Source organism: Streptomyces sp. NPDC094032, assembly GCF_040303965.1.
Taxonomy (GTDB): domain Bacteria; phylum Actinomycetota; class Actinomycetes; order Streptomycetales; family Streptomycetaceae; genus Streptomyces.
Genome location: NZ_JBEOUE010000025.1, coordinates 19,399 through 43,012 on the forward strand (window position 1 = coordinate 19,399; position 23,614 = coordinate 43,012).

General features: G+C 71.0%; 16 protein-coding genes and 2 pseudogenes. 7 read left to right on the plus strand and 11 right to left on the minus strand.

Features of this window, described 5'->3' with window-relative positions; all coding sequences use genetic code 11:
- Positions 1–125 precede the first annotated feature (125 nt).
- The 4 genes from ABTZ54_RS28320 to ABTZ54_RS28335 all read right to left on the minus strand — a co-directional run bounded on the left by ABTZ54_RS28320 (position 126) and on the right by ABTZ54_RS28335 (position 4,910).
- The gene (locus tag ABTZ54_RS28320; RefSeq protein ID WP_351668423.1) at positions 126–1,955 is read right to left on the minus strand and encodes an acyl-CoA dehydrogenase; all 1,830 of its coding nucleotides are present in this window, start codon (positions 1,953–1,955) and stop codon (positions 126–128) included.
- Positions 1,956–2,123: 168 nt separating this feature from the next.
- A complete protein-coding gene (locus tag ABTZ54_RS28325) occupies positions 2,124–2,657 on the minus strand; it encodes a hypothetical protein (protein WP_351668425.1) in 534 nt (177 codons plus the stop codon).
- 58 nt (positions 2,658–2,715) lie between these two features.
- Positions 2,716–4,479, minus strand: coding sequence for an alpha/beta hydrolase (locus tag ABTZ54_RS28330; protein ID WP_351668427.1), 1,764 nt, complete (start codon positions 4,477–4,479; stop codon positions 2,716–2,718).
- A gap of 5 nt (positions 4,480–4,484) precedes the next feature.
- Positions 4,485–4,910, minus strand: coding sequence for a hypothetical protein (locus tag ABTZ54_RS28335; RefSeq protein WP_351668429.1), 426 nt, complete (start codon positions 4,908–4,910; stop codon positions 4,485–4,487).
- Between the two features lie 126 nt (positions 4,911–5,036).
- On the opposite strand from ABTZ54_RS28335, the gene ABTZ54_RS28340 reads away from it, so the two are divergent.
- The 3 genes from ABTZ54_RS28340 (at position 5,037) to ABTZ54_RS28350 (ending at position 7,874) form a co-directional block, all read left to right on the plus strand.
- A complete protein-coding gene (locus ABTZ54_RS28340; RefSeq protein ID WP_351668431.1) occupies positions 5,037–5,525 on the plus strand; it encodes an SseB family protein in 489 nt (162 codons plus the stop codon).
- A 155-nt stretch (positions 5,526–5,680) separates the two neighbouring features.
- Positions 5,681–6,643: a pirin family protein gene (locus ABTZ54_RS28345; protein WP_351668433.1), complete on the plus strand. Its 963-nt coding sequence runs from the start codon at positions 5,681–5,683 to the stop codon at positions 6,641–6,643.
- 172 nt (positions 6,644–6,815) lie between these two features.
- The gene (locus tag ABTZ54_RS28350) at positions 6,816–7,874 is read left to right on the plus strand and encodes an AI-2E family transporter (RefSeq protein ID WP_351668435.1); all 1,059 of its coding nucleotides are present in this window, start codon (positions 6,816–6,818) and stop codon (positions 7,872–7,874) included.
- Here ABTZ54_RS28350 and ABTZ54_RS28355 read toward each other — a convergent pair.
- Both ABTZ54_RS28355 and ABTZ54_RS28360 read right to left on the minus strand, forming a co-directional pair.
- On the minus strand, positions 7,871–8,683 hold the full coding sequence (locus ABTZ54_RS28355) for an MBL fold metallo-hydrolase (protein ID WP_351668437.1): 813 nt from the start codon (positions 8,681–8,683) through the stop codon (positions 7,871–7,873). The two genes, ABTZ54_RS28350 and ABTZ54_RS28355, sit on opposite strands and share 4 nt — an antisense overlap.
- Positions 8,684–8,752: 69 nt before the next feature.
- Positions 8,753–10,864 carry an ATP-binding SpoIIE family protein phosphatase gene (locus tag ABTZ54_RS28360; protein WP_351668439.1) on the minus strand — a complete coding sequence of 704 codons (2,112 nt, stop codon included), beginning with the start codon at positions 10,862–10,864 and terminating at the stop codon, positions 8,753–8,755.
- A gap of 240 nt (positions 10,865–11,104) precedes the next feature.
- Here ABTZ54_RS28360 and ABTZ54_RS28365 point away from each other — a divergent pair.
- The 3 genes and pseudogenes from ABTZ54_RS28365 to aspS all read left to right on the plus strand — a co-directional run.
- Positions 11,105–11,161 (plus strand): annotated as a pseudogene (locus tag ABTZ54_RS28365) (helix-turn-helix domain-containing protein); the annotation flags it as partial.
- Positions 11,162–11,231: 70 nt separating this feature from the next.
- Positions 11,232–12,194 carry an RNA-guided endonuclease InsQ/TnpB family protein gene (locus tag ABTZ54_RS28370; protein ID WP_351668441.1) on the plus strand — a complete coding sequence of 321 codons (963 nt, stop codon included), beginning with the start codon at positions 11,232–11,234 and terminating at the stop codon, positions 12,192–12,194.
- Between the two features lie 275 nt (positions 12,195–12,469).
- A complete protein-coding gene (gene aspS / locus ABTZ54_RS28375) occupies positions 12,470–14,323 on the plus strand; it encodes an aspartate--tRNA ligase (RefSeq protein WP_351668443.1) in 1,854 nt (617 codons plus the stop codon).
- A gap of 76 nt (positions 14,324–14,399) precedes the next feature.
- Here the strand turns inward: aspS and ABTZ54_RS28380 are convergent.
- The 3 genes and pseudogenes from ABTZ54_RS28380 to ABTZ54_RS28390 all read right to left on the minus strand — a co-directional run.
- Positions 14,400–15,137, minus strand: a pseudogene (locus tag ABTZ54_RS28380) (RpnC/YadD family protein); the annotation flags it as partial.
- A 194-nt stretch (positions 15,138–15,331) separates the two neighbouring features.
- Positions 15,332–16,939 (minus strand): methionine--tRNA ligase, encoded by a 1,608-nt coding sequence (gene metG, locus ABTZ54_RS28385; RefSeq protein WP_351668445.1) that lies wholly within the window; start codon positions 16,937–16,939, stop codon positions 15,332–15,334.
- Positions 16,940–17,011: 72 nt separating this feature from the next.
- The gene (locus tag ABTZ54_RS28390; RefSeq protein WP_351668473.1) at positions 17,012–18,562 is read right to left on the minus strand and encodes a VWA domain-containing protein; all 1,551 of its coding nucleotides are present in this window, start codon (positions 18,560–18,562) and stop codon (positions 17,012–17,014) included.
- A 228-nt stretch (positions 18,563–18,790) separates the two neighbouring features.
- Between ABTZ54_RS28390 and ABTZ54_RS28395 the strand changes: the two genes are divergently transcribed.
- Positions 18,791–20,845: a PhoX family protein gene (locus tag ABTZ54_RS28395; protein ID WP_351668475.1), complete on the plus strand. Its 2,055-nt coding sequence runs from the start codon at positions 18,791–18,793 to the stop codon at positions 20,843–20,845.
- Between the two features lie 25 nt (positions 20,846–20,870).
- On the opposite strand, the gene ABTZ54_RS28400 is transcribed toward ABTZ54_RS28395, so the two are convergent.
- Together ABTZ54_RS28400 and ABTZ54_RS28405 are read right to left on the minus strand one after the other, a co-directional pair.
- Positions 20,871–21,860, minus strand: a complete 990-nt coding sequence (locus ABTZ54_RS28400; protein ID WP_351668477.1) for a hypothetical protein — start codon at positions 21,858–21,860, stop codon at positions 20,871–20,873.
- Positions 21,861–21,889: 29 nt separating this feature from the next.
- On the minus strand, positions 21,890–23,365 hold the full coding sequence (locus tag ABTZ54_RS28405) for an APC family permease (protein WP_351668479.1): 1,476 nt from the start codon (positions 23,363–23,365) through the stop codon (positions 21,890–21,892).
- Positions 23,366–23,614: the final 249 nt, after the last annotated feature.

Sequence of the window (23,614 nt, forward strand, 5' to 3'; positions counted from 1 at the left end):
CTTACGCAGCGGCCGGGAGAAGGCAGAACGGCCCGCTCCCCTCCCCGGGAGCGAGCCGTTCCGGTGCGGACGGAGGCGGGTACGGATACCCGCCTCGTCCAGGTCCTTCGAAGCCGTGCCGTGTCCTAGAACGCGGCCTCGTCGAGGTCCATCAGCGAGCCGTCGACGCCCTCGGCGAGGAGGCGCTCGGCGGTGACGCCCGGCAGCATGGTGGCGGCGAAGAACTTCGCGGCCGCGATCTTGCCCTGGTAGAAGGGGACGTCCTTGGCGGAGGCGCCCGCGGCCAGCTTCTCGGCGGCGACGGCCGCGCCGCGCAGCAGCAGGTAGCCGACGACGACGTCGCCGGAGGCCATCAGCAGGCGGGTGGTGTTGAGGCCGACCTTGTAGATGTTCTTGACGTCCTCGCCGGTGGCGGTGAGGTCGGTGAGCATCTTGCCGACGATGCCCTCCAGGTCGACCGCGGCCTTGGCGAGCGCGTCGCGGGCGCCGGCCAGCTCCTCGCCGCCGGTGCCGACCGCGAGGAACTTCTTGATCTCCTCGGCGAGCGCGTTCAGGGACGCGCCCTGGTCGCGGACGATCTTGCGGAAGAAGAAGTCCTGGCCCTGGATGGCCGTGGTGCCCTCGTAGAGGGTGTCGATCTTGGCGTCCCGGATGTACTGCTCGATCGGGTACTCCTGGAGGAAGCCGGAGCCGCCGAAGGTCTGGAGCGACTGCGCGAGCTGCTCGTAGCCCTTCTCGGAGCCGTAGCCCTTCACGATCGGGAGCAGCAGGTCGTTCAGGCCGTGCAGGGCCTTCGTGTCCTCGCCGGCCGCTTCCGCGAGCGCGATCGCGTCCTGCACGGAGGCCGTGTAGAGGACGAGGGAGCGCATGCCCTCGGCGTACGCCTTCTGCGTCATCAGCGAGCGGCGGACGTCGGGGTGGTGCGTGATGGTGACCTTGGGGGCGGCCTTGTCCATGAAGTTCGCCAGGTCGGTGCCCTGGACGCGCTCCTTGGCGTACTCCAGGGCGTTGAGGTAGCCCGTGGAGAGGGTGGAGATCGCCTTCGTGCCGACCATCATGCGGGCGAACTCGATGATGAGGAACATCTGGCGGATGCCCTCGTGCTTGTCGCCGATCAGCCAGCCCTTGGCGGGGTGCTGGTCGCCGAAGGTCATCTCGCACGTGTTGGAGGCCTTGAGGCCCATCTTGTGCTCGACGTTCGTCGCGTAGACGCCGTTGCGGGCGCCGAGCTCGCCGGTCTCCCAGTCGAACTCGTACTTCGGGACGAGGAAGAGGCTCAGACCCTTGGTGCCGGGGCCGGCACCCTCGGGGCGGGCGAGGACGTAGTGGAGGATGTTCTCCTCCATGTCGTGCTCGCCGGAGGTGATGAAGCGCTTGACGCCCTCGATGTGCCAGGAGCCGTCCTCCTGCCGCACGGCCTTGGTGCGGCCGGCGCCGACGTCGGAGCCCGCGTCGGGCTCGGTGAGGACCATGGTGGAGCCCCAGCGCTTCTCGACGGCGATCTGCGCGACCTTCTTCTGCGCCTCGTTGCCCTCGTTGTAGAGGACGCCGGCGAAGGCGGGGCCGGAGGAGTACATCCAGATGGCCGGGTTCGAGCCGAGCAGGAGCTCCGCGTAGGCCCAGACGAGGGAGCGCGGGGCGGTGGTGCCGCCGATGCCCTCGGGGATGCCGAGGCGCCAGTACTCGGAGTCCATGAAGGCCTTGTAGGACTTCTTGAAGGTGGCCGGGACGGGCGCGGTGTTGGTCTCCGGGTCGAAGACCGGCGGGTTGCGGTCGGCGTCCGCGAAGGACTCCGCGAGCTCGTTCTCGGCGAGGCGGCGGATCTCGTCGAGGATGCTCTTCGCGGTCTCGACGTCCATCTCCTCGAACGGACCGGTGCCGTACACCTTGTCGCGGCCGAGCACCTCGAAGAGGTTGAACTCGATGTCGCGGAGATTCGACTTGTAGTGCCCCATGGCGACGGCTCCGTAAAGGCTCGGGGAGGCGGTTTCCTCATACGCGTACACGACGACTACCGGCGGGTAGCTCACGCTCTCTACGATGATGCTACCCACCGGTAATAACGGCAACCCCTATCCGGCCAAGATGTCTGTGACGCCGCCCTCAGTGGCCGGCCGGCGCGGTCAGTAGTGCTCGACCTTCTGCCCGTCCGGGACCTGGTAGCAGCCGGAGATCACGTCGATCATCAGCATCGGGGGCTTCGGCTTGCCCAGCACGGTGCGGGCCTTCCAGAAGCTGACGTGGACGCCGAACTTCCGCTCGTCGTTGTCGGCCGTCAGCTCCAGGCTCTTGGCGGGGCTGTCGTCGGGGCCGTACTTCACGATCTTCCAGCCGCGCTTGGGCAGCTCCGTCCTCAGCCGCTCCATGGCCTGCGCCAGCTCGTCGTCGGTCTTCGCCGAGAGGCTCCACGGGTGGAACATCGTGTAGAACTTCTCGCGGTCCAGGCCCTCGCAGGAGCGGACTCCGGCGCCTGCCTTGGACGCCGTTCCCTGGACCGCGATCAGGTCGAAGAGCTCGCTCGACACCTTCTTGGTCTCGGCGTTCACCTCGTCCTGGTCGCGTACTCCGACGACCTTCGCCCCGTCGGAGCCGGCTGTCGCGGAGCCGGACGTGCCGGAGCCGGGCGTGCCGGAGGCGGTCCCGTTCGAATCGGACATGCTGCATCCCGTGAGTGTGAGGAGCGCCGCCAGTGTGGCGGCGGCGCCGGCCCGGACCTTAGTCAACCTTCTTCACCTGTTCGTATTCGCCGGTGACCACGGCGGCCTGGTTCCTGATGCTCAGGCTGCCGTCGTTCCAGTAGTCGCTGTGACCTTCCCCGTCCGTGGCCATCTGGTTCGCGCCGAACACCTCGTCGCTCGGGATGAGGAACACGCCGCCGCCCAGTCGCCACTGGCTGCCGCCGTGGCCCCACCGGCCGATGTCGGGCACGGCGTCCCCGTCGGCCTCCTCGTTCCACACGTGCCCCTTCGGGACGTCGAGTTCGCCCGCCGAGCCCACCTGGACGCCGGGACTGCCCGCGAAGACGATGTCGTCGGCGTGCAGCGTGCCCTGGCGCGCCGCCGAGCCGATCAGGGTCGTGCCGTAGGAGTGCCCGACGGCGGTGGTGTGGCTCTTGTCGGGGCCGCCCTGCGCGACCTCCAGTCCCTCCATGAACTTGTTGTAGGCCGGAGCGCCGTCGTTCGCGTAGTGACTGAAGGGCGCGTCCTTCACGATGTCCTGCGGGGCGTCGTAACCGAGCCAGGTGATGGTCGAGACATTGGAGCCCGGCGCCATCGCGTGGGACTCGCGCCACAGGCTGTTCATGCGGTCGATGTTGCCGCCGATGCTGCCCAGGTTCGATGTCGTGCCGGGCACGTAGACGGCCGTGTGGTCGGCGGTGTCGGGATTTCCGCTCGCGACGATCGCCCGGCCGTGCCCCTCAGGGGAGAAGCCCAGCAGATACGCCTCTGGCAGCCCGTCCTTGCCCGTCTTCGCGAACCGCTCGTCGATCGCGTCCATGCCCTTCAGCGAGCTCTCCAGGTGGGCCTTGCGGTCGCCGTACTCCTTGTCCCACTTGATCCACGCGTCGCTGTACACCATTCCGGCGCGGCCGGCGAAGACCATCTTCGGGACGGGCTCGGGCGGTATCGCCTTGAGGTCGAGGTGGTACTGGGCCTTCGACTCCGCGAGCACCATCCGGTTGGCGTCGTCGCGGACGGTGGAGGGGATGCCGTCCAGGGCGCCGATGGAGGCCGGGTAGAGCGTCGCGTACTCGTCGCGCTGCTCCTGGGTGAGGCCGTTCCACCAGTCGGCGTTCTCCTTGGGGGACTTGCCGTGGGGGATCGTGTCGTCGTCGGCGTACTTGCCGGCGGCCTCCTGGAGCGCCTTGGTGTCCTTGGCGGCGTCGGCGAGGGTCTCGTCGCTGACGGTGAGGCCGGGCTCGGCCTTCAGTTTGCGCAGGGCGCCGGCGTAGCGGCCGTCGATCTCGGCAGCCTCCCGCACCGCGTCGCCGATGCGCTGGGCGATGTCCTCGGCCTTGCCCTTGTTCTCGTCGCCGCTGCCGATGCCCTCGGCCTTGCCGGGGAGATACGGGAAGGGGGCGCCGTCGTGGGCGGTCTGGTCGCCCTTGAGGACGAAGGACTTGGTCGGATAGCTGACCGAGCCGTCCGCCTGCACGGTGAACTTGAGGTTCTCCGCGTCCTCCAGGGCCTGCTTCAACTTGTTCTGAGGTGCGGCCAGTTCGGCCGCCAGGCCGTTGAGCGCGGTCCGTACCAGGCCGCATTCGGTGTGCAGGTACTGGTAGTTGCGGGAGAGCTGCTGGACGTCGCCGCCCGCCTTGTTCGCGGTCTCGCCCTTCTGGGTGTCGTGGATCTTCGCGAACATGCCGTTGTCCACGCGGTCCTTGTCCGCGTTGGCGCGGGAGCTGACCTTGCCCCAGCCGTCGGCGGCGTCGGTGTACTCGGTCAGCTTCACGTCGCGCAGCTGCTGCCAGGTGGGCACGGCGGTCAGCCCTCCTTCTTCGGGTCGGGCTGGCGGGCGCCCTCGGCGGCCACCTTCTGCTGGGTGTCCGCTTCGCGTTCGCCGAAGTCGCGTCCGGCGGCCTTGAGGGCGCCTTCCAGCCGTCCGCACTCGTCGCGGACCGCGGTGAGGCGGTTCTTCCAGGTGCCGAGGATCTCGGTGAGCGCGGCCGAGGAGTCGAAGCCCGCGGTGCCGCCGGTGACCCCCTCGTTCGCGGTGTCGAGGTCGGTGACCGAGCTCGTCGTGGACGTCTTGAGCTCGCCCGCGGTGTTGCCCGCGCCGTGCCAAGGACCCACGTCCGCCTTGAGGTCGGGTCCGCCGCCGCCCCCGCCGTCGGGCGCGGGAACCCCGGCGAGGCTCATCGCCGCCGGCTGTTCCCCGATGATTTCCTGCCATTTGGCGTTGAGCGCCATCTTTCACCCCCGTGGTGGCCGGATTGCTTCCGCGAACCTAGCAAGAAGGTCCGTGCCGTGCGAAGAAGAGTGCGCGGGGCATCCATGCGCCCCCCGGGCGGGCCGTCGCTCGATAGGCTGGGCCGCATGTACGGCTACGACCAGAATCCGGGTGCCCAGCAGCAGTACGGCCAGCCGCAGCAGCCGCCGCCGATGCACGGCGGCGCCATGCCGCAGGGCGGCTACGCCCAGCAGCCGCCGCTGTACCCGGAGCCGTCGCCGCCGTCGCTCGCGGACGCCGTGCGGGCGTTCACGACCGGCACGCTCGCGCCCGAGGACTTCCAGCAGATCTTCGCGACCTCGAAGGTCTACTGCCCGCGCGGGGACAACCCGGGCTTCCTCGCGCTGCACAACACCCAGCAGCCGGTGATCCCGATGTTCACCTCGTTGAAGGAGCTGCGGCGGTACGCGGGCAAGGAGTCGAAGTACTTCGTGATCACCGGCGCCGAGGTGATCGACCTGCTGCCGACGGGATACGGCTTCGTCCTCGACATGGAGGGCGACCACCGCATGGTCTTCGACGCGAAGGCCGTGGAGCAGATGGTCGACTTCGCGATGCGGCGGATGTACGGCTGACGGAGGCTGGTGCGCGGAGCGCAGGGGACGCCCGGGAGGAATACCTCCCGGGCGTTCTGCGTTCCAGGTGGCGGAAAGTTCAAACTTCAACTAAAGTCAGCCGAAGTAAGTCGTACGGACTTCAACTAAAGTGGTCGTACAGAAGGAGGCACGCCATGCCCGCCGTGACCGTCGAGAACCCGCTCACCCTGCCCCGCGTCGCCGCCCCCGCCGAGGCGGTCGCCCGGCCGGTGCTCGCGGTGACCACCGCGCCCTCCGGCTTCGAGGGGGAGGGCTTCCCGGTGCGCCGCGCGTTCGCCGGGATCAACTACCAGTACCTCGACCCGTTCATCATGATGGACCAGATGGGTGAGGTGGAGTACGCCCCCGGAGAGCCCAAGGGCACCCCGTGGCACCCCCACCGCGGCTTCGAGACCGTCACCTACATCATCGACGGGATCTTCGACCACCAGGACTCCCAGGGTGGCGGCGGCACCATCACCAACGGCGACACCCAGTGGATGACCGCCGGCTCCGGCCTCCTGCACATCGAGGCCCCGCCGGAGCAGCTCGTCATGAGCGGCGGCCTCTTCCACGGCCTCCAGCTCTGGGTGAACCTGCCCGCGTCCGACAAGATGATGGCCCCCCGCTACCAGGACATCCGCGGCGGCCAGGTCCAGCTGCTCACCTCCCCGGACGGCGGCGCGCTGCTCCGCGTCATCGCCGGTGAGCTCGACGGGCACCAGGGCCCGGGCATCACCCACACGCCCATCACGATGATCCACGCGACCCTGCGCCCCGGCGCCGAGATCAACCTGCCGTGGCGCGAGGACTTCAACGGCCTCGCGTACGTGATGGCCGGCCGCGGCACCGTCGGCACCGAGCGGCGCCCGGTCCACATGGGCCAGACCGCCGTCTTCGGCAAGGGCGGCGCGCTGACCGTGCGGGCCGACGAGAAGCAGGACGGGAACACCCCCGACCTGGAGGTCGTGCTCCTCGGCGGGCAGCCGATCCGCGAGCCCATGGCGCACTACGGCCCGTTCGTCATGAACACCCAGGCCGAACTGCGCCAGGCCTTCGAGGACTTCCAGGCCGGCCGCCTCGGCACCATCCCGGCCGTCCACGGAATGGGCGAGTAACCGAGCCCGCAGGGGTACGGGCAGGGGCGCGCGGGACACGGATACGGGTACGGGGTCGTCGGCCCCGTACCCGTACCCATGCCCGTAAAGCCCCTCCGGCACCCTGACGGGCTGTCACCCGTCCGGCCCCCACCGCAGGACGACACGCCGGGCGGCGTGGTCCGGTGGACGCGTGTCCACCGATCGCCCGTCGCCGCTGCTTCCCGAGGGTGCCCGCCGCACCGCCGCCTGGTGCGCCGTCGCCCTCCTCGTCGCCGGGGTCGCGGCGGTCTTCATCTGGCTCTGCGTCGTCTTCAAGACGGCCGTCACCCCCGTCCTGCTCGCCCTCCTCGGCACCGCCCTGCTCGGCCCGCTCTACCGCAGGCTGCTGCGGATGAAGGTGCAGAAGTCGCTGGCCGCCGGGCTCACGGTGATCGCCGTGCTCACGGTCGTCGGCGGCGCCACGTACATCGTCGTCGCCGCCCTGATCGAGACCGGCGACCAGATCATCGCCTCCCTGCGACAGGCCGCCACCGACATCGCCAAGCACCTCGGCGCGGCCGGCACCTCCCTGGAGGACGTCACCAAGAACGCCAAGGCGCTCCTGGAGAAGTTCGGCGGGACCGCGGCCTCCGGGGTGATCTCCGGGCTCAGCGTGGTCGCCCAGATGCTCGCCGCCGCCGTCCTCGCGCTGCTCCTGATCTTCTTCTTCCTGCGCGACTCCGACCGGGCGGTCGACGCCCTGCGCTCGCTCGCCCCGCGCTCCACCGGCGACATGGTCGAGGCGATGGGGCGGCGCGCCTTCGAGGCCGTCGAGGGCTTCATGCGGGGCACCACCTTCGTCGCGCTCGTCGACGCGGTCCTCATCGGCATCGGCCTGCTGGTCCTGAAGGTGCCGGGCGCGGTGGGCCTGGCCGCGCTCGTCTTCGTCACCGCCTACATCCCGTACCTCGGCGCCTTCCTGTCCGGCGCGGTCGCCGTCCTCGTCGCCCTCGCCGACCGGGGCTTCGTCATCGCGCTGTGGGTGCTCGGCGTCGTCCTCGCCGTCCAGGTCCTGGAGGGGAACGTCCTCCAGCCCATGGTCCAGAGCCGGACCGTGCAGATGCACCCGGCCGTGGTCATGCTGGCCATCACCGCCGGGGCCTCCGTCGCCGGCATCCTCGGCATGCTGCTCGCCGTCCCCCTGACGGCCGCCGCCTTCGGGGTCCTCGGCGAGCTGCGCAGCCGGTACGGGTCGGCGGCGGGCGACTAGGCGGGCAGGCCGCCCGGTTCGAAGGAGGCGAGGAGCCGCTCCAGGGCCGCCTGGTCGGGGCCGACGAACGGGTCCGCGTCCGGGGCCGCCGTGATCGTCTCGATCATCCGGCCGGTCATCCGCACGGCCGGCGGCAGATGCGTGCTCAGCACGATCTCCGGGTTCATCTCCCGGACCTGGTCCACCCACAGCCCGTACTTCACCGGGTCCACGATCCGCACCCACGGGCTGTCGATCGTCGCCCACAGGAGCTGCGCGCCCCGCAGCTCCTCCGGTTTGAGGTCGTTGGCGTGCCCGGAGCGCGCCAGCTCCTCGGTGGGCATCGGGCCGCCGAAGCAGTCGGAGCTGAAGCAGACCCGGGTCTTCTCGTCGTAGAAGCCGACGGTGGCGGGGTTGTCGAAGAGCGGCGGCCGGAAGGCGTCGAGGACGCGGTCGCCCACATCCAGGCTCTGGCCCGGGTTGAGGAAGTACACGCGGTCCATCGGCAGGGCCCGCTCGGTGGTCATGATCCCGGCGGCGACGAAGGTGGTCACCACCTTCGCCCGGGGCGCCGCCTCAAGGAGGGCGAAGAGGCCGCCCGTGTGGTCGCGGTCCGGGTGGGTGAGCCAGATCCAGCGCACGTCGGCCGGGTCCACGACACCGCCGAGCACGGCGAGGAAGTCCCGGTCGGCGACGGAGAGCCCGGTGTCGACGACCACGGGCTCGCGGGCGGTGAGGACGAAGGCGTTGACGGGCAGGTGCCCGATCCCCGGCACGTCGAGGCTGTCCCCGAGGACGGTGACGTCACTGCCCAGCTTGTGCGTGTCCATGGCGGGCTCCCGGTCCCCCCGGCGGCCGTTGCACGACACCAGTCTCCTCCGGGGGCGGGGGGTCGCGCGTTACGGCTGCGGCTCGTGTTCCGGCGGCTCGTGCAGCTCGAACCAGATCGACTTGCCCTCGCCCCTCGGGTCCACGCCCCACGCGTGCGCCAGCATCTCCATCAGCCACAGACCGCGCCCGCTGGAGGCCATCTCGCCCGGGTGCCGCTTGTGCGGGAGCTCGTCGCTCGCGTCGGCGACCTCGACCCGGAGGCGCCGGGACTCCGCCCCGCACACGACCTCGGCGACGAGCAGCGCGTCGCCGTCGGTGTGCACCAGGACGTTGGTGACCATCTCGGAGACCATCAGGACCGCCGAGTCGACCTGGTCCGCGTCCGACCAGTCGTGCAGGAGCTGGCGCAGCTGCTCGCGGGCGGCGGCGATCCGCTCCGGCTCGGCCTGGGCGACCGTCATCATCGTGCGGCGCGGGGCGGGCAGCGCGGCGGCGCCCTGCCGGGAGAGCAGCAGCACGGCGATGTCGTCCTCGCGGCGGTCGGCGAGCGGGCCGGTGGTGTGGTGCGAGCCGGGCCCGTGGACGGCCTCGACGAGCCGGTCGGCGAGCGCCTCCAGGTCCTCGCCGCCGTCGGATTCGAGCAGCTTGCGGACCCGTTCCCAGCCGCTGTCCAGGTCGTGGCCGCCGGTCTCCAGGAGGCCGTCGGTGCAGATCATCAGGGTCTCGCCGGGCTCCAGGGTGAGCCGGGTGGTGGGGTAGTCGGTGTCGGGGTCGATGCCGAGCGGCAGGCCGCCGGCGGTGGGCCTCAGGAGAACCGTTCCGTCGGTCATCCGTACCGCAGGATCGGGATGCCCGGCGCGGGCGATCTCGACCACGCCCGACTCCAGGTCGACCTCCAGGTAGAGACAGGTCGCGAAGCGGAGCCCGCCGAAGGCGCCCTCGTTGTCGTCGCCCTCCCCCGTGCCCTCGTTGATCCCGTACAGGAAGCGGGAGGCGCGGGAGAGCACCGCGTCCGGGCGGTGCCCCTCGGAGGCGTACGCGCGCAGGGCGATCCGCAGCTGCCCCATGAGCCCCGCCGCGCGCACGTCGTGGCCCTGGACGTCGCCGATCACCAGGGCGATCCGGCCGGCGCCGGACCCGCCGGGCAGCCGGATCATGTCGTACCAGTCGCCGCCGACCTGGAGACCGCCGCCGGTCGGCACGTAACGGGCGGCCACCTGGATGCCGGGGATGCCGGGGCCGAGCACCGGCATCATCGTGCGCTGGAGCCCCAGCGAGAGCTCGCGCTCGGACTCGGCGACCCCGGCGCGGGCCAGCGCCTGGGCCAGCATCCGGGCGACGGTGGTGAGCACCGAGCGCTCGTCGGGCGTGAAGGCGACCGGGTGCTTGAACGCGGCCATCCACGCGCCCATCGTGCGCCCGGCGACGACCAGCGGGACGAAGGCCCAGGAGCGGCGGCCGAAGCGCTGGGCGAGCGGCCAGGTCATGGGGTAGCGGCGCAGGTACTCCTCGGGCGACGGCAGATAGATCGCCCGGCCGGTGCGGGCCACCTCCGCCGCCGGGTAGTCGGTGTCGAGGGACATCGAGGTGAAGGGGCCCTCGTCGCCCTCGCTGTGCCCGTGGTGCCCGATGACGGTGAGCCGGTCGCCGGACATGCCGAAGACGGCGAGCCCGTCGGGCGAGAAGCCGGGCATGGACAGCGAGGCCGCCACCCGCAGCACCTCGGCCGTCGACCGGGCCTCCGCGAGCGCGCGGCCCGCGTCGAGGAGGAACGCCTCGCGGGAGCGGCGCCAGTCACCGGTGATGGGGGTGCGGGCGGCGGTGCCGGGCTGCGGCTCGGCGACCTCCTGGAGGGTGCCGACCAGCTGGTAGTCGTCGCCCTCGATCAGCGGCTTGGACCTGCTCCGTACGGTACGGATCACCCGGCCGTGCTCGTCCATGATCCGCAGCCGGGCCTCGGCGAGGGTGTCCTCGGCGACGGCCAGGTGGACCACGCCGTCGATCTCGTTCCAGTCGACCGGGTGGAAGCGGGAGCGCACGGCGGCCTCGGTGAGCCGTGCGGGCTCCGCGGGCAGCCCGAGGAGCCGGGCCGCCTCGGCGTCGAGGGTGACCACCCCGGACGCGTTGTCCCAGCGCCACAGGCCGGTCGCGATGGCGGCCAGGACGTCCTCGGTGCGCATTGCCCCACTTTATGAATATCGGACAGCAGGTCGCCACCAGTCGTCCGGTGCGGTGATGCCGGGTGCGCGGCTCGACGACGACCATAGTTCGGGGCGACCCGTGAAGATCAACCAGGGTTTGAGGCCCATGTCACACCGAGCACCGTTCGCCTATGCGTGACGAGTCGGGTGCGTAGCGTGATGTGCGTCGGGTGGTGCTCGACGATTCTCCGCACGGCGTGAGGGAAGGGGCCCGTCGGAATGCAGCTCCGGTACCGGTTCCGCGCCTACCCGACTCCCGGCCAGCGGGTCGTCGCGGCTCGGGTGTTCGGCTGCAGGCGGGTGGTCTGGAACGACGGGCTGGCCCGCATCGCACCGGTCAAGGCGCGTGCTCCAGCAGACACTGCGGGACCTGGATGCGGCGTGGAAGGCGCACGAGGAGTCCAAGACCGGCATGCGCAACGGGGCGGCGAGGGTCGCCCCGCCGCGCTTCAAGTCGAGGAAGGACACCCTGCAGACCGCCCGGTTCACCCGTTCCGACCGCTGGAGCATCACCTCGGCAGGCAAGCTGCACCTGCCGAAGGTCGGCGATCTGCGGGTGAAGTGGAGCCGGAGCCTTCCCTCGGCCGCCACGTCGGTGACACTGATCAGGGAAAGGTCCGGACGGTACTTCGTCTCGTTCGTCGTCGAGACGGATCCCGCCGCCGACGCCCTGCCGCCTGTTGATGGGGACCAGGGTGTCGACCTCGGGCTGACCCGGTTCGCGGTCCTGGCCGACGGAAGCCACATCGCCTCGCCGAAGTACTTGCGCAGGGCCGAGAAGCGGCTGAGGAAGCGGCAGCGCAGCCTGTCGCGTAAGAAGGAGGGATCGAAGAACCGGGACAAGGCCCGCGTCCGGGTGGCCCGTGTGCACGCCGAGGTCGCCGATGCGCGCCGTAACTTTCACCACCAGTGGTCTCACAAGCTGACGAGCGAGAACCAAGCCGTCTTCACCGAGTCCTTGAATGTGGCGGGACTGGCGCGGACCCGGTTGGCCAAGAGCGTGTACGACGCGGGCTGGGCACAGTTCGTGACGATGCTGGCGTACAAAGCCGCCCGACGAGGGCGCTCTTTCGCCCAGGTCGACCGGTACTTTGCGTCCTCTCGGATCTGCTCCGTCTGCGGGCATCACGACGGACCCAAGCCCCTGCGCGTCCGCACCTGGACGTGTCCGGCGTGCCACACCCGGCACGACCGGGACTGGAATGCGGGCAGAAACGTCCTCCACGAAGGCCGCCGAATCCTCGGGGCCGCAACGACCGCACCCTCCACCCCCGGGCCGGGGGCCCCTGCGCGGAGACGCGCCGGGTAAACGCCTGCGGAGCGCGGGTGAGACCGGGACGCCTCGGCGCCGCGCGCAGTCCCCACCCTGTGGGGAGGAAACAGGAACTCAGCCGAAGCGGGGGGTCCCCCACATGGGGGACCGCCGGCAGACGGAGAATCCCTGGGCGCCCGCCCGGGGAAGAGGCCAATGAGAGTATTCGAAAGGGCGATCATGGGTGGCCCGGTACCCTGGGACGGCTGGGCGTGTGTCCGTCCGGCGCCCGCAAGGATCCCGAAGAACCCCGAAGAACTGGATGAACGACGATGCATCGGTACAGGTCCCACACCTGCGGCGAGCTCCGCGCCTCTGACGTCGGTGCCGACGTCCGGCTGAGCGGCTGGCTGCACAATCGGCGCGACCTGGGCGGCATCCTCTTCATCGATCTGCGCGACCACTACGGCATCACCCAGCTGGTCGCCCGTCCCGGCACCGCCGCGGCCGAGGTCCTGGACAAGCTGACCAAGGAGACCGTCGTCCGGGTGGACGGCAAGGTCGTCTCGCGTGGCGCCGACAACGTGAACCCGGAGCTCGCCACCGGCGAGATCGAGATCGAGGCCGCCACGGTCGAGGTCCTGGGCGCGGCCAAGCAGATCCCCTTCACCATCAACGCCGACGACGGCGTGAACGAGGAGCGGCGCCTGGAGTACCGCTTCCTCGACCTGCGCCGCGAGCGGATGCACCGCAACATCATGCTGCGCTCCGCCGTCATCGCCTCCATCCGCTCCAAGATGGTGGCCCTCGGCTTCAACGAGATGGCGACCCCGATCCTCGCCGCGACCTCCCCCGAGGGCGCCCGCGACTTCGTCGTCCCGTCCCGTCTGAACCCGGGCAAGTTCTACGCGCTGCCGCAGGCGCCGCAGCAGTTCAAGCAGCTGCTGATGATCTCGGGCTTCGACCGCTACTTCCAGATCGCGCCCTGCTTCCGTGACGAGGACGCGCGCGCGGACCGGTCGCCGGGCGAGTTCTACCAGCTCGACGTCGAGATGAGCTTCGTCGAGCAGGAGGACGTCTTCCAGCCGATCGAGAAGCTGATGACGGAGCTCTTCGAGGAGTTCGGCGGCGGCCGTCCGGTCAGCTCGCCGTTCCCGCGGATCCCGTTCCGCGAGTCGATGCTGAAGTACGGCAACGACAAGCCGGACCTGCGCACCGACCTGGAGCTCGTCGACATCTCGGACGTCTTCGAGAACTCCGAGTTCAAGGCCTTCGCCGGCAAGCACGTCCGCGCGCTCGCCGTGCCGGACACCGGCGACCAGCCCCGCAAGTTCTTCGACGCGCTCGGTGACTTCGCGGTCTCCCTCGGCGCGAAGGGCCTGGCCTGGGTCCGCGTGGGCGAGGTCCCCCACAGCCTTGACGGCGTGGGAGGTGCCCCCATCGCGCTCACCGGCCCGATCGCCAAGTTCCTCACCGAGGAGAACGTCAAGGTCCTCACCGAGCGCCTCGGCCTGCTCCCCGGCCACGCGATCTTCTTCGGCGCGGGCGAGTTCGACGAGGTCTCCAAGATCATGGGCCCGGTCCGGGTCGAGGCCGCCAAGCGCGCCGGCCGCTTCGAGGAGAACGTCTTCCGCTTCGCGTGGATCGTGGACTTCCCGATGTACGAGAAGGACGAGGAGACCGGCAAGATCGACTTCTCGCACAACCCGTTCTCGATGCCGCAGGGCGGTCTGGAGGCCCTGGAGACCCAGGACCCGCTGGACGTCCTCGGCTGGCAGTACGACATCGTCTGCAACGGCATCGAGCTCTCCTCGGGCGCGATCCGGAACCACGAGCCCGAGATCATGTTCAAGGCCTTCGAGATCGCGGGCTACTCCCGCGAGACGGTCGAGTCCGAGTTCGCGGGCATGCTCCGCGCCTTCGAGTACGGCGCCCCGCCGCACGGCGGCATCGCCCCGGGCGTCGACCGCATCGTGATGCTCCTCGCCGACGAGCCGAACATCCGCGAGACCATCGCCTTCCCGCTCAACGGCAACGCCCAGGACCTCCTGATGGGCGCCCCGACGGAACTCGACGAGTCCCGCCTGCGCGAACTGAACATCCAGCTCCGCAAGCCGGTCGCCAAGGAGAAGCCCGCGGACGACCGCCCGGTGACGGAGTCGGTCCACCCGGACGCGGCGCGGTAGTAGCCCCGCCTCGGCGCATGTGAAGGGCCCGGAACCGTTCGTACGGTTCCGGGCCCTTTCGTATGCGACGACGGGGCTACGCGTCCTCGTCGGCGAAGATCTCGTCGGTGCTGGACACGCTCAAGGCCCGTGCGACCCAGCCGCGCAGCACTTCCGGATCGTCGCAGTCGGCGATGCGCTCACGGGCGGCGTCGGAGACGTCGAGACCGCGCTGCTCCAGGATGATCAGTATGGCCTCGGCCCGGCCCTGGGCGCGGCCCTCGTCCCGGATCTCCTCGGAGATGACCGACTTGTAGAAGGAGAGGTCCACGGCCACCAGGTTCCTCCAGAGCTCTAGGGCCGGTCGTCGTTCAAGGCCCTGGGTGGTGAATTCGATGATCGGATCGGCGACGTCCTCGGGGACGTCCCGCAGAGCGGTGGACAGTGCTTTCAGTATGGCACCGATGTCCGGATCGCCCGCGTGCGTGATGGCCGACAGAGTGGTCAGCGCCAGGTCGGCGCGGGCCTCGTCCGGGTCGGTGATGACCGGCATGTTGTGGGGTCCCACGACGACCGGCCGGAAGGTGAGGGTGGGCAGGTGCGGCGGCCCGCTGCTCACCGGCCGCCCGGCCCATTCGGCGGTGGCACGGTCCTGGCAGACGACCAGCAGGGCCGTCGGCAGCCGGTACTTCGTCCACAGGTACGCGGTGTAGTACGCCCAGCTCGCGGGCTTCGCCGGGTCCTTCCTGCCCTGGGCCTCGATGACGAGGAGCAGGGCGCCGTCCTCCGCGCTGTCGAGGCGCAGGAGGGTGTCGAGGCGGCGCTCGACGGGGCTCCTCGGGGGCCTTCCGGGGTGGGGCTTCGGGCACGACGAGCGTAGGGAGGGGGATGGGCCGTTTCGGGCATGCTTCTGGCATATTCACTCGCTTGAGTGAGCCGTGCGGCCTGGGCCCGCGTACGGCGAAGGCCGCCGGTCCTCCCGTAGGGGGAGGGCCGGCGGCCTTCGGTGGTGCTGGGGTGACCTGGGGGTCAGTCCTTCTTCGGGTCTTCCAGGCGGGGGAACAGGATCGCGCCCTTCGTGACCGTCGCGCCGGCCGGGAGTTGGCCCCACTGCGCCGCGTTCTGGACCGGCTGGGTCGCCAGGGCGCCCAGGGTGGGCTCCGCGCCGAGGGAGTCCCAGAGGGACTGCGAGGTCTCCGGCATGATCGGGTTGAGCAGGACGGCGACGGCGCGGAGCGACTCGGCGGCCGTGTAGAGGATGGTCGCCAGACGGGCCTGGCCCTCGGCCGACTCGTCCTTCGCGACCTTCCACGGCTCCTGCTCCGTGATGTAGCCGTTGACCTGCTTCACGAAGTCGAAGATCGCCAGGATGCCGCCCTGGAAGTCCAGCTCCTCGCCGATCTTCGCGTCGGCCACCGCGACGGCCTTGGCCAGGCCCTCGTGGACCGCCTTCTCCGCGTCGCCGTCCGCCGTCGCCGCCGGCAGCTCGCCGCCGAAGTACTTGCCGACCATCGCCGCCACGCGCGAGGCGAGGTTGCCGTAGTCGTTCGCCAGCTCGGACGTGTAGCGGGCGGAGAAGTCCTCCCACGAGAACGACCCGTCCTGCCCGAACGCGATGGCCCGCAGGAAGTACCAGCGGTACGCGTCCACGCCGAAGTGCGAGGTCAGGTCCTGCGGCTTGATGCCGGTCAGGTTCGACTTCGACATCTTCTCGCCGCCGACCATCAGCCAGCCGTTGGCCGCGATCCGCCCGGGCACCGGCAAGCCCTGCGCCATCAGCATCGCCGGCCAGATCACCGCGTGGAAGCGCAGGATGTCCTTGCCGATGAGGTGCACGTTGGCCGGGAAGGTCTCCGCGAACTTCTCCGGGTTCTCGTTGTAGCCGACCGCCGTCGCGTAGTTCAGCAGCGCGTCGATCCACACGTAGATCACGTGCTCGCTGTCCCACGGGACCGGGATGCCCCAGTCGAAGGTCGAGCGCGAGATGGAGAGGTCCTCCAGGCCCTGCTTCACGAAGTTCACGACCTCGTTGCGGGCCGACTCCGGCTGGATGAAGCCCGGGTTCGCCTCGTAGAACTCCAGCAGCTTCGGGCCGTACTCGCTCAGCTTGAAGAAGTAGTTCTCCTCCTTGAGGATCTCCACCGGCTTCTTGTGGACGGGGCACAGCTTCGTGCCGTCCTCGGCCTCGATGAGATCGCCCGGGAGCTTGAACTCCTCACAGCCCACGCAGTACGGGCCCTCGTAGCCGCCCTTGTAGATCTCGTCCTTGTCGTACAGGTCCTGCACGAACTCCTGGACGCGGTCGGTGTGCCGCTTCTGCGTGGTGCGGATGAAGTCGTCGTTCGCGATGTTCAGGTGCTGCCAGAGGGGCTTCCAGGCCTCCTCGACCAGCTTGTCGCACCAGGCCTGGGGCGTGACGTCGTTCGCCTCGGCCGTGCGCATGATCTTCTGACCGTGCTCGTCCGTGCCGGTGAGGTACCACACCTTCTCGCCGCGCTGACGGTGCCAGCGCGTGAGCACGTCGCCTGCGACGGTCGTGTAGGCGTGGCCCAGGTGAGGAGCGTCGTTGACGTAGTAGATGGGGGTCGAGACGTAGAACGCCTTCGTGCCCTGCTTCTCGGATCCAGTGGCCGCCATGCTGCGAATTTTAACGGCCGGAAGAGGGTCCCCTCACACGGTTAAAACCAGGTGAGGGGACCGCGGGCTCCGTCAGAGCGCCGGGAGCTCCGCGAGGAGGCCCCGGTAGAACGCCGCGTGCGGGGTCTCCAGCGGGGCCGGGCCCGCCAGGTGGACGCCGGTGTTCGGGACCGTGCCGGGCAGCTTGCGGAGGTAGTCGAACGCCTTGCCGTCCTCCTCGCCCCAGGCCGTGAAGCGCCAGTGCACCGGGCGGTCCGCCGCCTCCGCCAGCGCCTGCGTGGCGGCCGTACGGGACTCGGGGGCGCCGTCCGTCTGGAAGACGACGAGGGCCGGGCGGGCCGGGTCGTTCTTCTCGTGGTGGGCGAGGACCTCCTCGACCGCGCGGTGGTAGTTGGTCCTGCCCATCCGGCCGAGGGTCGCGTTGAGCGTCTCGACGCGGTCCGGGGTGAGGTCGGCGGGGCGGAGCTCGGCGGTGCCGTCGATGTCCGTCGAGAAGAAGACCGCCGTGACCGCCGCGTCCTCCGAGAGGTGCGCGGCCAGCGCCACGGTCTGCTCGGCGAGCCGCTGCACGGAGCCGTCCTTGAAGTACGGCCGCATCGACCCCGACCGGTCCACCACCAGGTACACGGCCGCCCGCGCCCCCGTGAGCCCCTGCTTCTTCAGCACGGCCCCGGCGGCCTTGTACGCCTCCGCGAGCTGCGGGGCGACGGCCTTGACCTTGGAGAGGGGGAGAGCGGGGCCGGAGGTTGCCTGTACGGGGGCGGGGGCGTCGGCCTCCACCGCCACGGGCGCGTCGGTGTCGGTGCCGGCCGGCTCCGCCATGTCCTCGGCCGCGCGGGCGGCCGGGATCTGCACCGGGGCCGCTTCCTGCGCCTGCGGCGCGTCGGCGGGCTCCGCCAGGTCACTCGGCGTCGCGTCCGCGTCGGCGGCCTCGGCCTGGGCCGTCAGCTCCGCCGGAGGCGCGTCGGCCGCACTGTCCGCCGTACCGTCGGCAGCGGGCTCCTCGACCGCGACGGCGGCCTCCTCGGCCGTGGCCGTCGGCTCGGCCGCGTCCGCCGCAGGCGCCTCAACCTCGTCGCTGTCCGCCGTACCGGCGGCGGCCGGCTCCTCGGCCGTGGCTGTCGGCTCCGCCGCACCAGCGGCGGACTCCTCGGCGTCGCCCCCCGTCGGCTCCGTCGCGACCGCGGGTTCCGCAGCCTCGGCGACCGGGGCGGCGTCGGCGTCCTCCGCCGCGACCGTCACCTCCGCCTCCGCAGCCGCAACCGGCTCGGCCTCCGCAACCGGCTCGGCCTGCGCCTCGGCCACCGCCTTCGCAGGAGCAACCGCCTCAGCAACTGCCTCCGCAGGAGCAACCGCCTCAGCAACTGCCTCCGCAGGAGCAACCGGCTCCTCAGCCGCAACCGCCTCCGCAGGAGCCACCGCCTCCCCCTCCGACGCCCGTCGCGCCCCCGGCACCTGCGGGTTGTCGAACGAAGCCGCCACCAGGTCCGCCGCCGCGCGTTCGGCGGCGGTGCCCTCGGGGGTGGTTTCCGGGGGTGTCGACTGGGCCGGGACGGAGGTCGCCGGGGCGGAGGGCTCTTCGGTGTCGTTCGCGCGGTCTCGGCCGAATACCTTGCGCAGCAAGCTCCGAATCCCCATGGGCGAACCCCTTCGCATGAGTTGGGCGTTATGCGTCCTTCATCCCTGGCCAGGGCGGACACGTAAGGTTAGCGGCCACGCCCGCCCGGCCCTACGACCCGGGCGCCCCCGGTCGCCGTGCATTCATCCGGCGTTCATTCCGCCGCCTCCGCCGTGCAGATGTGCGCACATAACGTCACCGCCGGACGAAGGTCGACAACCCCGGAGGAAGACGTGCGCAAGCTGCTGCCGATGCTGAGCAACCACTCGCATGGAGGCGGCCGTTCCGCCATGACCTGCCGGTTCCGGTGTGGCGACGCCTGCTTCCAGGAAGTGCCCAACACCAGCGGCAACGAGTACGTCGGCGACGTCATAGCCGGTGCGCTCTCGCGCCGTTCGCTGATGCGGGCCGCCGCCGTGGTGACCGTCGCGTCGACCGCCGGGACCGCCCTCGCCCTCGGGGACGTACCCGCCGCAGAGGCGCACGCCAGGCCGAAGCCGAAGGCCGACGGGGCCCGCGGACTGCGCTTCCAGCCGGTCGCGCCGAACACCGCCGACCAGGTCACCGTCCCCGCCGGCTACCAGCAGAACGTGGTCGTCCGCTGGGGCGAGCCCATCCTGCGCGGCGCGCCGGCCTTCGACCCGGAGAAGCAGACGGCCGCCGCGCAGGCCGGGCAGTTCGGGTACAACAACGACTTCCTGTCGCTGCTGCCGCTGCCGGGCGAGCACCACCGCCAGGTGCTCGTGGCCAACCACGAGTACACCGACGAGGTGCTGATGTTCCGGGGCTACGACCCCGAGAACCCGACCCGCGAGCAGGTCGAGATCGCCTGGGCGGCGCACGGCCTCGGTGTCGTCGTGGTCCAGGAGGAGCACCGCACCGGCAAGCTGACGGCCGTCACCCGCCACCGGCTCAACCGGCGTCTCACCGCCACCAGCGTCTTCGAGGTGACCGGGCCCGCGGCGGGAAGCGCGCTGCTCAAGACCTCCGTCGACCCCTCCGGCCGCAAGGTCCTCGGCACGCTCAACAACTGCTCCGGCGGCACCACTCCGTGGGGTACGACCCTCCACGGCGAGGAGAACTTCAACCAGTACTTCGCCAACGCGTCGAGTGCCACCGACAAGCGCTACGGCATCGGCACCGGCGCCAGCGAGCGCAAGTGGGAGCGGTTCGACAAGCGCTTCGACCTCAAGCAGGAGCCCAACGAGGCGCACCGCTTCGGCTGGGTCGTCGAGCTCGACCCGTACGACCCGGAGTCCACGCCCCGCAAGCGCACCGCGCTCGGCCGCTTCAAGCACGAGGCCGCGCAGCCCCGTATGACCGCCGACGGGCGGCCCGTCGTCTACATGGGCGACGACGAGCGCTTCGACTACTTCTACAAGTTCGTGTCGAGCAAGCGGATGAAGAAGGGCGGCTCGCGGGCCGCGCACGCGCACAACCTCACGCTGCTCGACGAGGGCACGCTGTACGTCGCCAAGCTGAGCGGCGACAGCCCGGCCGCCGAGATCGACGGCAGCGGGAAGCTGCCGGCGGACGGCGAGTTCGACGGGTCCGGCGTGTGGATCCCGCTGGCCACTGCCGGTCCGGACGGTGCCGTCTCGCACGTGCCCGGCATGACCGCCGAGGAGGTGTACGTCTTCACGCGCCTCGCCGGCGACAAGGTGGGCGCCACCAAGATGGACCGCCCGGAGGACATCGAGCCCTCCCCGCGTACCGGCCGCGTCTACGTCGCGCTGACCAACAACTCCAACCGGGGCAAGGGCACCAACCCGGGCGCCGACGAGGCCAACCCGCGCAACCTCAACAAGCACGGGCAGATCCTGGAGCTCGCCGAGCACGGGGACGACCCGGCCTCGGACGGCTTCGCCTGGCGTCTGTTCCTCGTCGCGGGCGACCCGAACGACCCGGCCACCTACTTCGCGGGCTTCCCGAAGGAGAAGGTGTCGCCGATCTCCTGCCCCGACAACGTCGCCTTCGACCCGCACGGCAACCTGTGGATCTCCACCGACGGCAACCAGCTCGGCTCCCACGACGGCCTGTTCGGCGTCGCCACGCACGGCGAGCGGCGCGGTGAGCTCAAGCAGTTCCTGACCGTCCCGACCGGCGCCGAGACCTGCGGCCCGATCGTCCAGGACCGCCGGGTCCTGGTCGCCGTCCAGCACCCGGGCGAGATCGACGGCGCCTCCGTCGAGAAGCCGGCGTCCAGCTGGCCCGACGGGCCCGGCCGGATCGTCCGGCCCGCCGTCGTCTCCGTCTGGCGCGCCGACGGCCGCGACATCGGCGTCTGACACCGAAGGGGGCGGGGCCTGGGGGTCAGCTCACTCCCAGGCCCTCCCTGAAGCGTACGAACTGCTCCTCCGGGTCCCCGGTGTACACCCACGGCACCCACGCCGCCCGGGTCCCGAGGAGCCCCATCAGGTCCCGCGCCACCTCCGCCTGGCCCGCGTAGCACGCCGCGTGGGCCAGGTAGTTGAGCTCGGCGACCTCCTCGGGGGCCACCGGGCGGCCCGGTTCGCGGCCGCCGATCCAGCGGGCGTACGTGCGGCGCAGCTCGGTCACCGCGAGCTCGTGTTTCCAGTGCTGGTCGAAGCCGCGCACCGGGCCCCGGCCGAGCGCCCCGTCGGCGATGTAGCGGTACTCCTCGACCCGCGCGATCTGCACCAGGACCGGCAGCGGTGAGCCGGGCGGGGCCACCCCCGCCGCGTCGCGCGCGAAGTCGTACATGGCGCCGTGCGTGCCGTGCCAGCGCGCCGACCAGTAGCGCAGCACCTGGGTGTGGCCCTCGGTGTTGTACGGGTCGCGGCGGCGCAGTTCGTCGAACCAGTGGCGCAGTTCGCGGCGCGGCACCCCGCCCTCGTACAGCCGGGCGACGGAGAGCAGCGAGACCCACGGCATGGGGTCGGCGGGTGCCGCCTCGGCCGCCGCGAGGCAGGCGTCGACGGCCGCGTCGGTCCTGCCCCGGTCGACGGTGCTGCCCCGGCCCGCGGCGATGGCCGTGTCGAAGACCCGGACCACCTCGGTGGCGGCCCGCAGCACGGCGGCGTCCGGGTCGCCCGGTTCGGCGGCCCGCCAGGCCTCGACGGTGGAGCTGCCCGCGGCGGCGTGCGACAGGAGCCGCAGCCGGTGGGCGCGGCGCGGCCAGTCGTCGCCGGTGGCCCGGAGCAGGTCCCGTACGCCCTGCCAGCGGCCGATGACCATGTCGTGGCGGGCCTCGGTGAGCGCCCGGTCGCCGAGGTCCGGGTCGAAGTCGGGTGTGAAGCGCGCCGCGCGCGACGAGCGGGACGGTCTGCGGAGCGCGGCCATCCGGGTTCCTCCCTCTCAGGCAGTGGCCGTCAGAAGTCCGTGGCGAGCGACTCGTCCGAGCGGCGGGCGCGCGGCGAGTCCGGTGAGTCGAAGGGCGCGGCGGCGGCGAGCGCGCGGACCGCGTCGAGGCGGGCGGGGCGGTAGTAGGAGCTGCCCTTGCGCCAGTACACGATCATCGGGACGACGCCGAGGGCGAGGCCGCCGAGGCCGATGACGAGGGCGGTGGTGGAGAGCTCGCCGAGCGACTCGACGAAGGCCCACAGCATGAAGGCGGAGCCGAGCAGCGGCCACAGCCCGCCGAGCACGAAGTCCCGTACGGAGCTGAGCAGCAGGGACTTGTAGGCGACGACGGCGGCGATGCCGGCGAGGCCGTAGTAGAAGGCGATCTGGAGCCCGATCGCGCTGACCGCGTCCTTGAGGACCTGCTGCACCGAGCCCGCGGCGGCGGCCGCCGCGAACAGCACGAGCGCGGCGGCGCCGACGGCGACGATGGCCACCCACGGGGTGTTCCAGCGCCGGTGTACGGTGCCGAGCGCGGCGGGCATGGTGCGGTCGCGGCCCATCGCGAACAGCGAGCGGGTGACCTGGATCAGGGTGGTCTCCAGGGTCGCGACGGTGGACAGCACCACCGCGAGGACGAGGAGTCTGCCGCCGGTGCCGGGCCAGATCTCCTCGCCGAGGACGGCGAGCACATTGGCTCCGGCGGCGTCGATCCGCTCGGCGCTCAGCAGCACGTTGACGGCGACCGTGAACGCCTCGAACAGCAGGAAGACCACACCGATGCCGACGAGCGCGGCGAGCCCGGCGGTGCGGCGGCTGTCGCGGGTCTCCTCGCTGAGGTTGCTGGTGACGTCCCAGCCCCAGTAGTAGAAGGCGGCGATGAGCGCGCCGGAGGCGAAGCCGGAGGTGCCGTCGAACTGGCCGAGGCCGAACCAGGACCAGTCGAAGGCGGTGGCGTGCCCGCGGTGCGCGAGGGCGCCCAGGACGAACGCGGCGAGGATCAGCAACTCCACGCCGGACAGGACGAGTTGGGCCCGTACGGTGAGTCGCGCGCCGCCGAGCACGACCAGCAGCATCATCAGGAACCAGCCGGCGCCGACGGCGCAGGACAGCGCCGTGTTCGAGGCGAGCGAGGGGGAGAGGAGCGAGAGCGTCAGCGAGCCCGCGGGCAGGGATCCGGCGACCATGAAGACGGTCGCGGCGAAGACCAGGGCCCAGCCGGAGAGGAAGCCGAGGAAGGGGTGGAGGGTGCGTCCCACCCAGGAGTACCCGGCGCCCGCGTTGACGTCGATCCGGCCGAGCCGGGCGTACGCGAGGACGATGCCGAGCATCGGTATGGCGCAGTAGAGCAGCGCCGCGGGCCCGGCGAGGCCGACCGCGCCGAACAGCACGGCGGTCGTCGCGGCGAGCGAGTACGCGGGCGCGCTGCCGGCCACGGCCATCACGATGGTGTCGAACGTGCCGAGGGCATTGGGCTGGAGGCCTCTGCCGGAGGTGGTGCGCATGGGGTGTCCTCGGGGAGGGGAAGGACGGGGGGACGCAGGCAAGTGACCCCGCCACCAGGTCGCTTGTGGCCGGGGAGGGGGCGCGGATCACGGTGAGTCGAGCGCATCGTAGTCGTACCCGTGGATTCGGGTAACGGCGGTGGGAGGGTTGCGTTCCGCGACCGCCGGTAAGGGCTTCCGTACGCCCCATTGGGGAGGTTTGGGACCCGGCCGCTCCCAAGAGGTCAAGTACGCGGGGCGCCAAGGGCG

Excerpts from the sequence above, each read along its gene's own strand:
- ABTZ54_RS28360 (WP_351668439.1), bottom strand. The coding sequence starts at position 10,864 with ATGCGCACCGAGGACGTCCTGGCCGCCATCGCGACCGGCCTGTGGCGC.
- aspS (WP_351668443.1), top strand. The coding sequence starts at position 12,470 with ATGCATCGGTACAGGTCCCACACCTGCGGCGAGCTCCGCGCCTCTGAC.
- ABTZ54_RS28400 (WP_351668477.1), bottom strand. The coding sequence starts at position 21,860 with ATGGCCGCGCTCCGCAGACCGTCCCGCTCGTCGCGCGCGGCGCGCTTC.
- ABTZ54_RS28340 (WP_351668431.1), top strand. The coding sequence starts at position 5,037 with ATGTACGGCTACGACCAGAATCCGGGTGCCCAGCAGCAGTACGGCCAG.
- ABTZ54_RS28345 (WP_351668433.1), top strand. The coding sequence starts at position 5,681 with ATGCCCGCCGTGACCGTCGAGAACCCGCTCACCCTGCCCCGCGTCGCC.
- ABTZ54_RS28325 (WP_351668425.1), bottom strand. The coding sequence starts at position 2,657 with ATGTCCGATTCGAACGGGACCGCCTCCGGCACGCCCGGCTCCGGCACG.
- metG (WP_351668445.1), bottom strand. The coding sequence starts at position 16,939 with ATGGCGGCCACTGGATCCGAGAAGCAGGGCACGAAGGCGTTCTACGTC.
- ABTZ54_RS28320 (WP_351668423.1), bottom strand. The coding sequence starts at position 1,955 with ATGGGGCACTACAAGTCGAATCTCCGCGACATCGAGTTCAACCTCTTC.
- ABTZ54_RS28335 (WP_351668429.1), bottom strand. The coding sequence starts at position 4,910 with ATGGCGCTCAACGCCAAATGGCAGGAAATCATCGGGGAACAGCCGGCG.
- ABTZ54_RS28405 (WP_351668479.1), bottom strand. The coding sequence starts at position 23,365 with ATGCGCACCACCTCCGGCAGAGGCCTCCAGCCCAATGCCCTCGGCACG.
- ABTZ54_RS28355 (WP_351668437.1), bottom strand. The coding sequence starts at position 8,683 with ATGGACACGCACAAGCTGGGCAGTGACGTCACCGTCCTCGGGGACAGC.